The organism is Photorhabdus heterorhabditis (assembly GCF_001280945.1).
GTDB lineage: Bacteria > Pseudomonadota > Gammaproteobacteria > Enterobacterales > Enterobacteriaceae > Photorhabdus > Photorhabdus heterorhabditis.
In genome coordinates, this window is the sequence record NZ_LJCS01000018.1 from 22,285 (window position 1) to 37,028 (window position 14,744).

Sequence of the window (14,744 nt, forward strand, 5' to 3'; positions counted from 1 at the left end):
GCTAATTACTCTTATTCTCCTTATACCCCATAAGGGACAATATACATCGCTTACCGAATTACTATTAATATTCATCATAGTACTCACACTTTTATAATAAGGCATGTGATATGCTGCACAAATTTCCTGTTGTATCCATTGAATAAGGCAACGATTTTATGGAGCAGTCTCTCAACTTTGAAATGCTGCGTAGCCAGTGGCCGGAGCTTGCTGAGCTAGCACGTATGGCAGAACGTTATGTTCATTCTGACCAGGAAAGCTGCTTGGTTAAGTTACGTAACTTTGATGAACTGATAGTGCGCTGGTTGTACCGTCAAGAACGTTTGCCGGAAGGTTTCAAAGCTAACCTATACGATCTGATGAACGCCGATGTGTTCACCAGCATGATGCCAGAAGTCATTATCATGAAGATGGACGCATTACGTATTCATGGTAACCGGGCTGCACATGGTGGGCGAATCAAAGCCAAAGATACTTACTGGTTGCTGAAAGAAGCGTTTCTGTTAGGCGTCTGGCTTTACGTTCGTTACGGACATGGCAATGTAGACGACTGCCCTAAATTCACGCTCCCTCCCCTATCCTCTTCATCTAACACCGCAGATAAAAAGCGTCTTGAAGAGGCACTAAAAGCACAGGATGAAAGCCGTGAGCGTGAACTGGCGTTACAACGTGCTTTGCAGCAGGAGCAGGAAAAAGCGGAGCTACTTACTCAACGTCTGAATGAAGCCAAAGCACGTAACCAGCAGGTTGCCGATATTCTTGCAATCGACGAAGCGGAAACCCGACGCCGCCTGATTGATTCCCGCCTGATATCAGCAGATTGGCATGTCGGCACTGAATTACAAAACACAGACCAAGTCACTCAGGAACATCCTGTTAAGGAACAACCGACAACAAGTGGTGAGGGTTACGCTGATTACGTACTCTGGGATGATACCCACAAACCACTTGCGGTAATTGAAGCCAAGAAGACCAGTGTCAATGCGGAACAAGGACGTATTCAGGCAAGACTCTATGCTGACTGGCTGGAAAAAGAGTATGGTCAACGCCCAGTTATCTTTTATACCAACGGATACGACATCTGGCTGTGGGATGACCATAAAACTCAGGGCTATCCACCACGCCGGATATTCGGCTTCTACAGTAAAGAAAGCCTGCAATATCTGATTCAGCAGCGTGAAACGCGCCTGCCATTAAATACCGTCCCACATGTTAAAGACAGTAATGGTCAACTGGTTGCCGGACGTTTATATCAGCTTGAAACTATCGCTCGCGTTAGCGAGCGTTTCACCAATAAATACCGTCAAGCATTAATCGTACAGGCCACCGGTACCGGGAAAACTCGTGTTGCTATTGCTCTCAGCAAACTAATGATTGATGCCCGTTGGGTAAAGCGCGTACTGTTCCTTTGCGACCGTAAAGAGCTACGTAAGCAGGCCGGAAATGCCTTTAAACAGTTCACCAACGATCCATTGTACGTAGTAGGAAAATCAAAGAGAGAAGATATGCAGAATGCGCGTATCTATATTGCCACTTACCCCGGTATGCTCAAGATCATGGACCGCTTCGATGTGGGTTATTTTGATCTGATCATCGCCGATGAGTCCCATCGCTCTATCTATAACGTTTATGGCGATCTCTTTAAGTATTTTGATGCGCTACAAGTGGGACTGACCGCAACCCCCATTGATATGGTAAGTAAAACTACGTTTGGCCTGTTCGGCTGCGAAGGCCGTATCCCCACAGCTAACTACAGTCTGGAAGACGCTATTGCCGACAACAATCTAGTACCTTACGAGGTAGTCACTCATACCACACAGTTCCTTCGTGACGGTATCAAGCGGGAAAAACTCAGCGACGCACAAATCCGCGAACTGGAAGATCAAGGCATCGATCCCAATATCCTGGAATTTGAAGGTCCTGCGCTGGATGAAGCGATCTTCAACAAAGATACTAACCGCCATATCTTGCGTAATCTAATGGAAAATGGGCTCAAAGATCATGACGGACAACTACCGGGTAAAACGATCATTTTTGCCCGTAACCATACCCATGCCATTCTCCTGAATAAATTGTTCGATGGTATGTATCCGCAGTTTGCCGGGCGGTTCTGCCAAGTCATCGACAACTACGATCCCCGAGCAGAACAACTTATTGATGACTTCAAAGGGCTGGATGAAAGCACGAACAAAGAGCTCACAATCGCGATTTCTGTAGATATGCTGGATACTGGTATCGATGTACCCGAGATTGTGAATCTAGTCTTTGCAAAACCGGTAAAATCAAAAGTGAAATTCTGGCAGATGATTGGTCGTGGTACGCGTCTGTGCCTTGGTTTGTACGGTGAAGACAAGAACGGCAAATCACTTGATAAGCAGAAATTCCGAATATTCGATCACTGGGACAACTTTGAGTATCACGAACTGCGTACCGAAGAAGCGGAAGTCATCCCCACTAAATCCCTTGCTCAAAAGCGCTTTGAAGCCTGGATCGCACTGGGAGCCGCTGCACAACGTAAGTTTGATAAACAAGCTGTGATTCTAGTGGCCCGACAGTTACAGGAACAAATTAACGCGCTGGACGAAAAATCTATTGCCGTTCAGGAAAAATGGCAGCAAAAAGTTCAGTACAGCAACGAAAAAGTGCTTCAGCAGTTCTCGCCAAAAACCCAGCAGGATTTGCTGACCATCCTTGCTCCACTAATGCAATGGGTAGATGTTCGAGGTCAGAGTGAAGCCTTGCGTTTTGACATGGATATCCTGGCAGCGCAAACAGCCCGTTATACTAACCCGGATGAACTGGATGTACTCTGGCCAATAATCGTGGAAAAACTGGAACGCTTGCCCCCACATTTGGTACAAGTGCAACAACAGGGACAACGAATTAACCAGTTACGCGAGCTAACCTGGTGGAAAAAAGCTAGTCTGGAAGAATTGGAAGATATACGCATTCACCTGCGTGGTATCATGCATCTAATGGAAAAAGAGGTAACGACGCGTTCCGGGACGCTAAACGTGGATATTACTGAAAACATCAATCTGATTCAGTCAGAAACCCGCAAGACTAATATTCGTTCAATTGACTTCAAACTCTACCGTCAGCAGGTGCAGGGGGCACTGGAACCTCTGTTCCAGCACAACCCAGTACTAAAAAAAATACGTAACGGTGAGCCGGTTACAGAAACAGAGCTGAACGAATTGGCAAAACTGGTATTGATTCAGAATCCTAATGTGGACATTCGGGCACTAAAGGAATTTTATCCGCAGGCCACCGCCAGCCTGGATCAGCTGTTGCGTACTATTATTGGTATGGATGGTAAAGCTGTAACAGCACGTTTCGCACAGTTTGCTTCCCATAATCGCCTGAACAGCCAGCAACTGCGTTTTCTCGATTTGCTCAAAAATCACATACGTGACTTTGGAACTATCGAGATGAAACAACTCTTCGAGCAGCCATTTACCCATATTCACAATGAAGGCGTAACAGGCATATTCCCGGATATGACACAAATTGCCCGCCTGCAAAAAATTGTCGAAGAGTTAGGTGTTGTCACCAGCACTCCAGCGGTATAATACCCTCATGATAAGCCCAGTCCCTGGGCTTTTTATTTTTACAAGATATAAGACGCAACAACATGATTACTGGTGAATTAAAAAGCAAAATCGATAATTTATGGGAAGATTTCTGGGTAGGTGGAATCACCAACCCGCTGACCGTTATCGAGCAAATTACCTACCTGATGTATTCCCGAATGCTGGATACTCAGGAACAAAAAGACGAAAAGCGTAAACAGATTACCAGCATCGACTTTAAACCACGTTTTGTACCAGTACAACAAGAATTTCGCTTTAGTCATTACAGTAATCTGGGTGCTGATGAAATGATGGAAGTGGTACGCGATGGCGTATTTCAGCATTTCCGTCAGTTAGGGCAAGTGGAAGGAGAACAGGCAACGTTACTGAGCAACTTTATGAAAGATGCCCGATTGGAGATTATTAAGCCTTCCTTGTTGACTAAAGCAGTCGATGTGATCAAAAACCTACCGCTAGATCGTGGAGACACCAAAGGCGATCTATACGAGTATCTGCTCAGTAAACTGACAACCGCTGGGATTAACGGCCAGTTCCGCACTCCACGTCATATCATCCGGGCAATGGTCGAGATGATGGAGCCAAACCCAGCGCGTGGCGAAACGGTGTGTGATCCTGCCTGTGGTACAGGGGGTTTTCTGGCAACCAGCTATGAATATCTGCTGGAAAAATACAGTTCTCTGGAATCGGTACATAGCGAGATTGGCACAAACGAGCGCGGTGAATTGGAAGAGCAAAAAATCTTCACTGGTGATCTGCTTACCCCGTGGCGTAATCATGTTGATAACAACATGTTTCACGGCTACGACTTCGATACCACCATGCTGCGTATTGCAGCGATGAACCTGATTATGCACGGCGTAGAAGAGCCAGATATTCATTATCAGGACACGATGAGTCAGAGTTTCAGCGCAAACTTCCCGCAGTCCAGTAAAAACGCCTTTAACCTGATTCTGGCAAACCCGCCATTCACCGGCTCGCTGGACGAAGAAGATATCGATCCAACGCTGTCAGCACTGGTGAAAACTAAGAAAACCGAACTATTATTCCTGGCGCGTATCCTGCAAATGCTAAAAGTGGGTGGTCGCAGCGCCACCATTGTGCCGCAAGGGGTGTTGTTTGGTTCCAGCAAGGCACACCAATCGCTGCGTAAAATTCTAGTGGAAGATAACCAACTTGAAGCGGTAATCAATCTACCTTCTGGGGTGTTTAAGCCCTACGCTGGTGTGGCAACAGCGATTCTGATTTTCACCAAAGGCGGACAGACCGATGACGTATGGTTCTACGATCTGCGAAACGATGGTTACAGTCTGGATGACAAACGTAACCCAACTAAAGAAAACGATCTACCGCACTTGCTCGCCTCTTGGAAACATTACCGTAAGTTGAAAAGTATGCCGGTGGATAACTTTATCGGTGAGAAATTCACTATTCTGCTAAAACAGCAGTATCCGCAGGGGATTGATGAAACGGTGAATTATCAGGATCGCACTCAGTCGGCGTTTATAGTGCCAAAGGCAGAGATCTCAGCACAGAAATATGATCTCTCTATCAACCGCTATAAAGAGGTGGTGTATCAGGCGGAAGAGCATGAAGATCCGAAGGTGATACTCAAGCGGTTAAAAGATCTGGAAAAAGAGATTCTGGCGGAGCTGGATGAGTTGGAGGGGATGCTGTGGGTATAGTTTGCCGTCTGGCTGATGTATGTAAAATTACAATGGGGCAAGCACCTGCGGGATCTTCCTATAATGAAAAAGGTCTTGGTTATGCTCTTATTGCAGGCGCAGGTGATTTTGGTGAAACAACACCCCACCCAAAAAAATATACAACAGAGGCTTCTAAGATATCAAAAGTTGGCGATATTATTCTTTGCATTCGTGCAACGATTGGTGATCTAAACTGGAGCGATAAAGAATATTGTTTAGGACGAGGAGTTGCAGGTTTACGACCAAAAAAAGAATTAGATAGTAAATACTTATGGCACTATTTGAATACTAGGAAAAGTTTACTTTCCTCGAAAGGCACAGGCTCTACTTTTAAGCAAATTAGTCGTTCTCACATTGAATCACTTGAAATAGAATTATTCCCTTTAGACGAACAAAAACGCATTGCTGCCATCCTCGATAAAGCTGACAGCATCCGCCGCAAGCGAGAACAAGCAATTAAACTGGCCGATGATTTCTTGCGAGCTACGTTTTTGGAGATGTTTGGTGATCCAGTGACAAACCCTAACCATTGGAATAAATATAAACTAAAAGATATAACAACTAAAATCGGTAGCGGAGCCACTCCAAAAGGTGGGAAAAGCGTTTATGTTGAGAACGGCATATCATTCATTCGTAGTTTAAACATTCATGATAATAAGTTTTTGCATAAAGATCTTGTATTTATCAATGACACACAAGCTTCCGCATTGAAAAACGTTGAAGTTAAGAAGAATGATATACTTTTAAATATTACTGGTGCCTCTGTTTGCCGCTGTACGATTGTTGATAACAATATTTTGCCAGCTAGAGTTAACCAACATGTTTCTATAATTAGATCAGAAGTAGTAAATCATGACTATTTACTACACATATTTATTTCACCTAGCTTTAAACAGTACTTACTGTCTATAGCTAGATCTGCTGGCGCAACCAGGGAAGCATTAACAAAGGATCAAATAGAAAATTTATCTATTCCCATACCACCTATTGAGTTGCAAAATAAGTTCGGAATAATTAAGAAAAAAATAAAAAATATGGTCGAGAAGATGGATAGTACTAATGAAAATAGTCTCATTGAAGCATTAAGTGATGAGTATTTCTAATAATAGGGATATCTTAAAGCCTAGTAAAAGCATTATTCTCCTGTTTACTACCTATCCACAAACTAGCGCCATGCTCCGAGCAGTTTCTGGTTATAGCAAAAACGGTATCGCCATTCGTAACCAGGTAGCAAAACAACCATATACTCACTCTGCGCCGTAGCTATGGCGCATATATGTTTATCAACAATGTTGAACTGATACGATAAGGCTGTGACAACCTACGATACGATAAAAGACCGAGCATTTTTAACTAGGGGTAAAACTGTCTGATCAGAATTTGAAAGATGCTGCAAATTCTAGAGTTACTTAGTACCTGTGAGCAGGAAAAAAGGCGGAGATCTCTTGCTGAAATACCGGCCCTCCCTACTATTGACGTCCCTAACATAATTGGAATCGGCGATCAAATTAGGTGTAATACGCATAGATACCAAAGTCTGACAAATACAGTGTTTATACTCCAACATCTTGAGAAACAGAGAATAAGTCTCACGACTACCCGAATCGACGTCACATTAACACCAAATAAAAAACTTCAAGAAAGATTGTAATGATAACCATTCTCACATTAATATGATGCCGTGATTATTTACTTTTGATATTATGAAACTATGTCTAACTACATTGCTGTTTCTGCGGAGCTGACGATTGAATCGTTTTACGGCGCACATCATGGCTGGCTGCAAAACTGGCTCACGCGCAAACTGCAATCGTCCTTTGACGCCGACGATGTAGCACAGGATACCTTCCTGCGTGTGATAACCAGCGATTCGCTACAGACAATTCGCGACCCAAAATCTTTCCTCTGCACTATCGCCAAAAGGGTGATGATCGATCTGTTTCGCCGTAACGCGCTGGAAAAAGCCTATCTGGAACTGCTCGCGCAACAGTCCGAGGCGCTAATGCCCTCGCCGGAAATTCGTCAGTGTCAGCTTGAGACGCTCCAGCAAATCGACCAGATGATCGATGGCCTGAGCAGCAAAACGCGTCAAGCATTTTTACTGTCTCAGCTCGAAAATCTGACCTACAGCGACATTGCTGCACGCCTCAATGTGTCCGTCAGTTCCGTGAAAAAATACATGGCCAAAGCCACTGAGCACTGTCTGCTGTTTCGCCTGGAGCATGAACTCTGATATGAACACCACGTTGACCCATTCTCGTCGTCAGGCTTTAAAATCGGCATCACATTGGTATGCAGTACTGAGCAGCGATCAAGTAAGTCCGCTACAAACTGAAAAATGGCAACGCTGGTACGAACAGCATCAAGATAATCAGTGGGCGTGGCAACAGGTAGAAAATCTGCGTAACCAGATGCTAGTGGTGCCGGGCAATATGGCAAGCCGCGCACTTCAAGAAACACACCTGTCACGTCGCAGGGCGATGAAAGGCATATTGTTGCTACTAGGGGTTAGCGGTAGCTGGCAACTGTGGTGTTCAGAAGCAGGAGAGGGTCTGCGGGCCGATTACCGTACTGCGAAAGGAGATATTCAGCATCATCGACTGAGAGATGGCACACTGCTGACACTCAATACCGACAGTGCAGTAGATGTTCGTTTTGACCCTCTGCAACGTCTGGTTCATCTCTGGTATGGTGAAATTGCTGTCACCACCGGGCACGATATCGAAGCAAGGCTGTTACGTGTACAAACTCGCCATGCACAACTGACCGCACTGGGTACCAAATTTACGGTTTGTCAGGAAAGCAACACCACGTTACTCAGCGTGCAGCAACATGCCGTAGAGGTGAGACTAACCGGTGCTGACCGTAAGCATATTGTGCGTCAAGGTGAAAGCCTAAAATTCAGCGCCACCGATTTTGGCAAACTGACAACAGCAATCACCGCAGATAACGCATGGACGCAGGGGATGCTAAGCTTCAGTGATAAACCACTGAGTGAAGTGATAATGACCCTCGCCCGCTATCGTAACGGCGTATTGCGCTGCGACCCAACTGTCGCCTCACTACGGTTAAGCGGCACTTTCCCGATAAAAAATACCGATACGGTATTAACTGTCATAGAAAAAACGCTTCCTGTTAAGATTCAATACATTACCCGTTATTGGGTGAATGTTCTACCCGCTTAAAAAGCGTTAACGTAAAAAATAATCATTTTCAATTGTCCCTTTTTACCTCCTCATTCGACTTAGTAAGTAGATACAGCAACAAAATGATTATGGAGACGTTATGATGCCTTTACGTGCACGGCCACTGCGCGCGCTTCACAAAGCAACACCGCTGGTAATGGCGATTCGTTTGAGCCTGTTACCAGTGGCTTGCCTAACCTCAGGGATCACGTATGCTGCGGTGGAACCCGCTAGCGCACACTATGACATTAATGCAGGCGAACTAGATAAAGTTCTCAATCAGTATTCCACCCGCGCAGGTATCACTCTTTCGGTAGATGCCAGTTTAACGCGTGGTAAACAAAGTAATGGCCTACACGGCAATTACTCCATCACCAATGGGCTGAACACCTTGTTGGTCGGTACTGATTTGCAGGTGAAAACGTTGGGTGATAACACGTTCACGCTCGAATCTGCCCCTGTTCCACAGAAAGACTTGCTGACCGTGGTAGGCGATTGGTTAGGCAGTGCGCGTGAAACTGACGTGTTTGAACATGCAGGTGCACGTGATGTCATCCGCCGTGAAGATTTTGCTAAAACAGGCGCAACAACAATGCGTGAAGTGCTGAACCGTATGCCGGGCGTCAGCGCACCAGAAAACAACGGTACCGGTAGCCACGACCTGGCACTGAACTTCGGCATTCGTGGCCTGAACCCACGTCTTGCCAGCCGCTCTACAGTTCTGATGGATGGCGTTCCTGTACCCTTCGCACCTTACGGCCAGCCACAGCTGTCGTTGGCTCCAGTATCTCTCGGCAATATGGACGCCGTAGACGTGGTACGCGGCGGTGGCGCTGTGCGCTACGGACCACAAAGCGTGGGTGGGGTGGTGAATTTCGTGACCCGCGCTATCCCACAGGATTTTGGTATTGATGCAAGTGTGGAAGGCCAACTTAGCCCCACATCTTCACAAAATAATCCGAAAGAAACCCATAATTTGATGATTGGCGGTACAGCAGATAACGGTTTCGGCACGGCACTTCTCTACTCCGGCACTCGCGGCAGTGACTGGCGTGAGCACAGCGCCACGCACATTGACGATGTGATGCTCAAAAGCCGCTATGCCCCCAATGAAGTGCATACCTTCAACAGCTTACTGCAATATTACGATGGTAGAGCTGATATGCCCGGTGGCCTTTCACGCGCTGATTACGATGCCAACCGCTGGCAATCCACTCGCCCATATGATCGCTTCTGGGGCCGCCGTCAGCTCGCCAGCCTCAGCTATCAGTATCAGCCCGACCAACAGCACAAATTCAATATTCAAAGCTTATATACCCATACCTTACGCAGCGGTTATCTTGAACAGGGCAAGCGCATTACCCTTTCCCCACGCGAATACTGGGTACGCAGCATTGAGCCGCGCTATAGCCAGCTCTTCAATTTAGGTCCTTCAGCCCATGAGGTTGGGATTGGCTACCGTTACGTGAATGAAGCCAGTCACGAAATGCGTTATTACACTGCCACTAGCAGCGGCGAATTACCCAGCACGTCGAGTCCTTATGATCGTAATACCCGCTCCAGCACCGAGGCACATGCCTGGTACATTGACGACCGCATTGATATCGGCAATTGGACTATTACGCCAGGGATACGATTCGAACATATCAAATCCATCCAAAACAACAACCTGAAAGGTACCCGCCAGGAAGTAAGCTACAATGCGCCGCTGCCTGCACTCAATGTTCTTTATCACGTTACTGGCAGCTGGAATCTTTATGCCAATACGGAAGGCTCGTTCGGTACCGTACAGTACAGCCAAATTGGCAAGGCGGTGAAAAGTGGCAATGTAGAACCGGAAAAAGCGCGAACCTGGGAAGTCGGAACCCGCTACGACGACGGCGCTCTGACTGCGGAAATGGGACTGTTCCTGATTAACTTCAACAATCAGTACGACTCCAACCAGACTAACGATACTGTTACGGCACGTGGAAAAACCCGACACACCGGGCTGGAAACTCAGGCTCGTTACGATCTTTCCGAGCTTACGCCCAAACTGGAGAACGTTTCGGTTTACGCCAACTACACGTATGTGAACGCGGAAATTCGTGAACAAGGCAATACCTACGGGAATCAAGTGCCGTTCTCACCGAAACATAAAGGTACATTTGGTATGGATTACAAACCTGGCAACTGGACCTTCAACCTCAACAGCGAATTCCAGTCTAGCCAGTTTGCTGATAACGCTAATACCATAAAAGAAAGCGCCAATGGCAGCAACGGTCGCATTCCTGGCTTTATGTTGTGGGATGCGCGCATGGCATATGACTTCGGCCCACAGGTGGCTAACCTGACTCTGGCCTTTGGGGTGAAAAACATTTTCGACCACGAGTACTACACCCGTTCCTATGACGATAACAATAAAGGCATCTACGCCGGGCAACCGCGCACGCTCTATATGCAGGGTTCACTGAAGTTCTGACGCTACGTTAATCCTTTCGCCGGGCCATTGCCCGGCTTTGCTATTTCTGGAGTTTAAGTTATGTCTGCCCTGATTCGAGTTATGTTTATCGCTTTGCTTTTCTTCACCAACTTGACACGCGTCTTTGCAGTTACGGTACAGGATGAACAAGGCAGTTTTACCCTCAATACCGTTCCTCAGCGCGTGGTCGTACTGGAACTGTCGTTTGTTGATGCGCTGGCCGCCATCAATATCAGCCCGGTGGGTATTGCCGATGACAACGATCCACAGCGCATCCTCGCAGATGTTCGCCAACGTATTAAACCTTGGCAATCAACAGGCACTCGCGCTCAGCCAAGCCTTGAAATCATCAGCGCACTGAAGCCTGATCTCATCATTGCAGACAGCCAACGCCACGCGGGGATTTATCGGGCACTCAAGGGTATCGCCCCGGTGCTGCTGCTGAAGTCCCGCAACGAAACCTATGAAGAAAACCTGCAATCAGCCGCAATCATCGGCAAAGTGATGGGGAAAGATAGCGAGATGCAGAAACGACTGACAGAACATCATGAACGCATGAAAGGCTATGCCAGTCAGTTGCCACAAGGTGTCAGTGTGGCTTTTGGCACCTCACGCGAACAGCAATTTAACCTGCACTCCAGCGATACCTATACCGGCAGCGTCTTAACCGCATTAGGGTTGAAAGTTCCCACTCCAGTTAACCACGCGGCAATGGTTTCTCTCAGCCTTGAACAATTGCTGGCACTCAATCCTGACTGGCTTATCGTGGCCCACTATCGCCAGGAAAGCATCGTGAAACGCTGGCAACAAGATACGCTGTGGCAGATGATGACAGCACAGCACAAACATCAGATAGCAGCGGTAGATAGTAACACTTGGGCACGTATGCGCGGGATATTTGCCGCTGAACGCATTGGCAGTGATGCGGTAAAAATCTTCCATCATCAGCCGGTTAATGAAACACCATGAGACGCCGCCATCATCCGGTCTGGCTTTGGGGACTGCCGCTGGTTGCACTGTTTAGTGCATTTTGGCTAAGCCTGTTTTGCTATTCCGCTATTCCCATTCCCGCTATCAGTGCACTCAAGGCGCTGGTACCCGGTCATACACCGACGCTGCCGGAAGCGCTGGTTATTAATCTGCGGCTACCACGCAGTCTGGTTGCCATTTTGCTCGGCGCAGCTCTGGCACTGGCCGGTGCATTACTCCAGACGCTCACCCATAATCCTCTAGCCTCACCCTCCTTATTGGGAATTAACAGTGGTGCTGCGCTGACAATAGCGCTAGTCAGCGCTTTCAGTCCGACACAGCTGGCCGGATATTCCATTTCCCTAGTGGCAGCCTGCGGCGGTGGAATCAGTTGGATGATGGTGATGGCCGCAAGTAGCAATTGGCAACAAAAACACGATCGTAACCGTCTGATTCTGGCGGGCATTGCCTTATCTGCCTTATGTATGGCACTGACACGTATTACGCTACTGCTTGCCGAAGATCATGCTTACGGCATTTTCTACTGGCTGGCGGGTGGAGTCTCCCATGTCCGTTGGCCTGAATTCTGGCAACTATTTCCTTTCGTGGCGGTCACTGCGCCTGTGGTTTTGTTGTTGGCGAAATCGCTTAACCTGCTCAACGCTGGCGATATTAGTGCCCATACGCTTGGCGTGAACCTGACGCACCTGCGTATCTTCGTCAATCTGGCAGTACTGATTCTGGTAGGGGCCTGTGTCAGCGTTGCAGGTCCGATCGTATTTATTGGCCTGCTAATACCACATCTGGCGCGGTTCTGGGTTGGCTACGATTTGCGCCGCACACTACCAATGTGTATGTTGCTGGGAGCGGTATTTATGTTACTTGCGGATTTACTGGCCCGTGCACTGGCTTGGCCCGGAGAACTCCCAGCAGGTGCAGTGCTGGCTCTGATTGGTGCTCCTTGCTTTGTCTGGTTGGCAAGGAGGCGAACATGAATCGTCAAGTTATCTCACTTTTGATGATATTGCTGGTGATTACACTGGTATTGGCGCTACGCATGGGTGCACAACCGCTTCCCTGGGAAGCACTAATAAACGGCTGGCAACCCAGTAACAAACACCACTTTGTGCTAACGCAGTACCGCCTACCGCGTATTTTACTGGCCATCACTGTAGGCGCTGCGCTGGCACTTTCCGGCGTTCTGGTTCAAGGTATTGTTCGTAACCCACTGGCCTCACCCGATGTACTGGGAGTAAATCATGCAGCAAGCCTGGCATCCGTAAGCACGCTGATCCTTTTCCCTTCTCTGCCAGTGCAGTGGCTTCCGCTACTCGCTTTTGTTGGTGGAATGGCCGCACTAATCCTACTACGGGCGATTGCCGGACCTTCTTCGCCGCTGCGCCTTGCATTAGTTGGCGTGGCACTTTCAGCTACCTGGACAAGCATCACCGACTACCTGATGCTCTCACGTCCACAGGATATCAACAACGCGCTTCTGTGGCTGACAGGCAGTCTGTGGGGACGCGACTGGCAGTTTGTAGCTATAGCTCTACCGGTATTGATGATACTGATGCCACTCAGCTTACGCTTTTGTCGCGATTTAGATTTACTGGCACTCGGTGATGACAGCGCCAGCACACTAGGCGTTTCGCTCCTACACGTACAATCCTGGGGACTAATGCTGGCAGTAGCACTTGCCGCAACAGGCGTCGCCGTTTGCGGGCCGATTGGCTTTATCAGCCTCGTGGTACCCCATCTCACTCGCAGGCTTGTGGGAGGGCGGCATCGATGGCTGATACCAACATCCATGCTTACGGGGGCGCTGGTTCTACTGCTAGCCGATTTGCTGGCAAGAACCATAGATCCACCGATGGAGCTACCCGCAGGCGTACTGACCGCCATCATTGGCACCCCTTATTTTTTCTGGCTTTTAGTAAGGATGCGCTAAATGCAACTGACTACAGAAAAGTTATCCGCAGGCTACGGTGAGAAATGCATTCTGAATGACCTGTCGCTTACCCTTCCAACTGGGAAAATCACAGCGCTACTCGGCCCCAATGGTTGTGGAAAATCGACATTACTGAAATGCTTTTCAAGGCTATTAACACCATTATCTGGAAAGTTAACCATAAATAATGAACCTTTGGCACACTTCTCCTCACGCAAACTCGCCAGACATCTGGCGCTTTTGCCGCAACACCCTCTCACACCTGAAGGGATCGCTGTCCGTGAACTGGTTGCATACGGACGCAGCCCCTGGCTTACGTTCTGGGGGCGTTTAGCTCATCAGGATCGTCACCTTGTACAACAAGCAATGGAAAAAACGCAGATTAGCCATCTTGCCGATAAACGCATTACTGACCTTTCTGGCGGGCAGCGCCAACGTGCTTTTCTGGCAATGGTTCTGGCCCAAGATACGCCAGTGGTGCTACTCGACGAACCCACTACGTACCTGGACATCAACCATCAGGTGGAATTGATGAAGCTGCTACGTGAACTGAACAGCGAAGGAAAAACCGTCGTGACGGTACTGCATGACCTCAATCAGGCCAGCCGGTACTGTGACCACCTGGTGCTACTTTCACAAGGGCAGGTTATCGCTCATGGCTCCCCCGAAGAAGTTATGACACCAGAATTATTACAGCGGGTATTCAGCATTAAAGCGGAAATTCATCCCGAGCCAGTTTCAGGTAAACCAATGTGTGTGGTGTGTTAAGAGGAAATCTGATGTAACGTGTGGGTTCTCTTTTCCGGTACAGCTTAACTTCACCGGCTTCCAACCATAGGATGGAAGGTGCTGTCCTCATTGACATCCTCCAAAGGACGGGGTTTT

The 14,744-nt window shown here is 47.8% G+C and carries 10 protein-coding genes; all 10 read left to right on the forward strand.

The window, feature by feature from the left end:
* The first annotated feature begins 158 nt into the window (after positions 1 to 158).
* Positions 159 to 3,572 (forward strand): DEAD/DEAH box helicase family protein, encoded by a 3,414-nt coding sequence (locus tag AM629_RS08595; RefSeq protein ID WP_054478034.1) that lies wholly within the window; start codon positions 159 to 161, stop codon positions 3,570 to 3,572.
* Between the two features lie 62 nt (positions 3,573 to 3,634).
* Positions 3,635 to 5,275: a type I restriction-modification system subunit M gene (locus tag AM629_RS08600; RefSeq protein ID WP_054478036.1), complete on the forward strand. Its 1,641-nt coding sequence runs from the start codon at positions 3,635 to 3,637 to the stop codon at positions 5,273 to 5,275.
* Positions 5,266 to 6,399 (forward strand): restriction endonuclease subunit S, encoded by a 1,134-nt coding sequence (locus tag AM629_RS08605; protein WP_054478040.1) that lies wholly within the window; start codon positions 5,266 to 5,268, stop codon positions 6,397 to 6,399. The genes AM629_RS08600 and AM629_RS08605 overlap by 10 nt, the downstream gene beginning before the upstream one ends.
* Before the next feature lie 608 nt (positions 6,400 to 7,007).
* The gene (gene fecI / locus AM629_RS08615; RefSeq protein WP_054478044.1) at positions 7,008 to 7,529 is read left to right on the forward strand and encodes a ferric citrate uptake sigma factor FecI; all 522 of its coding nucleotides are present in this window, start codon (positions 7,008 to 7,010) and stop codon (positions 7,527 to 7,529) included.
* Position 7,530: 1 nt separating this feature from the next.
* The gene (gene fecR, locus AM629_RS08620; RefSeq protein WP_054478102.1) at positions 7,531 to 8,481 is read left to right on the forward strand and encodes a ferric citrate uptake sigma factor regulator FecR; all 951 of its coding nucleotides are present in this window, start codon (positions 7,531 to 7,533) and stop codon (positions 8,479 to 8,481) included.
* Between the two features lie 100 nt (positions 8,482 to 8,581).
* Positions 8,582 to 10,942: a TonB-dependent Fe(3+) dicitrate receptor FecA gene (fecA, locus tag AM629_RS08625; RefSeq protein WP_054478046.1), complete on the forward strand. Its 2,361-nt coding sequence runs from the start codon at positions 8,582 to 8,584 to the stop codon at positions 10,940 to 10,942.
* 60 nt (positions 10,943 to 11,002) lie between these two features.
* Positions 11,003 to 11,911 (forward strand): Fe(3+) dicitrate ABC transporter substrate-binding protein FecB, encoded by a 909-nt coding sequence (locus tag AM629_RS08630; protein ID WP_054478048.1) that lies wholly within the window; start codon positions 11,003 to 11,005, stop codon positions 11,909 to 11,911.
* Positions 11,908 to 12,906, forward strand: coding sequence for an iron-dicitrate ABC transporter permease FecC (gene fecC, locus AM629_RS08635; protein WP_054478050.1), 999 nt, complete (start codon positions 11,908 to 11,910; stop codon positions 12,904 to 12,906). The genes AM629_RS08630 and fecC overlap by 4 nt, the downstream gene beginning before the upstream one ends.
* Entirely contained in the window at positions 12,903 to 13,859 is a 957-nt protein-coding gene (gene fecD, locus AM629_RS08640; RefSeq protein WP_054478052.1) for a Fe(3+) dicitrate ABC transporter permease subunit FecD, read from the forward strand. Before fecC ends, fecD begins: the two co-directional genes overlap by 4 nt.
* Positions 13,860 to 14,627, forward strand: a complete 768-nt coding sequence (gene fecE / locus AM629_RS08645) for a Fe(3+) dicitrate ABC transporter ATP-binding protein FecE (RefSeq protein WP_054478055.1) — start codon at positions 13,860 to 13,862, stop codon at positions 14,625 to 14,627.
* Positions 14,628 to 14,744 lie beyond the last annotated feature (117 nt).

Excerpts from the sequence above, each read along its gene's own strand:
- AM629_RS08600 (WP_054478036.1), top strand. The coding sequence starts at position 3,635 with ATGATTACTGGTGAATTAAAAAGCAAAATCGATAATTTATGGGAAGAT.
- fecR (WP_054478102.1), top strand. The coding sequence starts at position 7,531 with ATGAACACCACGTTGACCCATTCTCGTCGTCAGGCTTTAAAATCGGCA.
- fecE (WP_054478055.1), top strand. The coding sequence starts at position 13,860 with ATGCAACTGACTACAGAAAAGTTATCCGCAGGCTACGGTGAGAAATGC.
- fecD (WP_054478052.1), top strand. The coding sequence starts at position 12,903 with ATGAATCGTCAAGTTATCTCACTTTTGATGATATTGCTGGTGATTACA.
- fecI (WP_054478044.1), top strand. The coding sequence starts at position 7,008 with ATGTCTAACTACATTGCTGTTTCTGCGGAGCTGACGATTGAATCGTTT.
- fecA (WP_054478046.1), top strand. The coding sequence starts at position 8,582 with ATGATGCCTTTACGTGCACGGCCACTGCGCGCGCTTCACAAAGCAACA.
- fecC (WP_054478050.1), top strand. The coding sequence starts at position 11,908 with ATGAGACGCCGCCATCATCCGGTCTGGCTTTGGGGACTGCCGCTGGTT.
- AM629_RS08630 (WP_054478048.1), top strand. The coding sequence starts at position 11,003 with ATGTCTGCCCTGATTCGAGTTATGTTTATCGCTTTGCTTTTCTTCACC.
- AM629_RS08595 (WP_054478034.1), top strand. The coding sequence starts at position 159 with ATGGAGCAGTCTCTCAACTTTGAAATGCTGCGTAGCCAGTGGCCGGAG.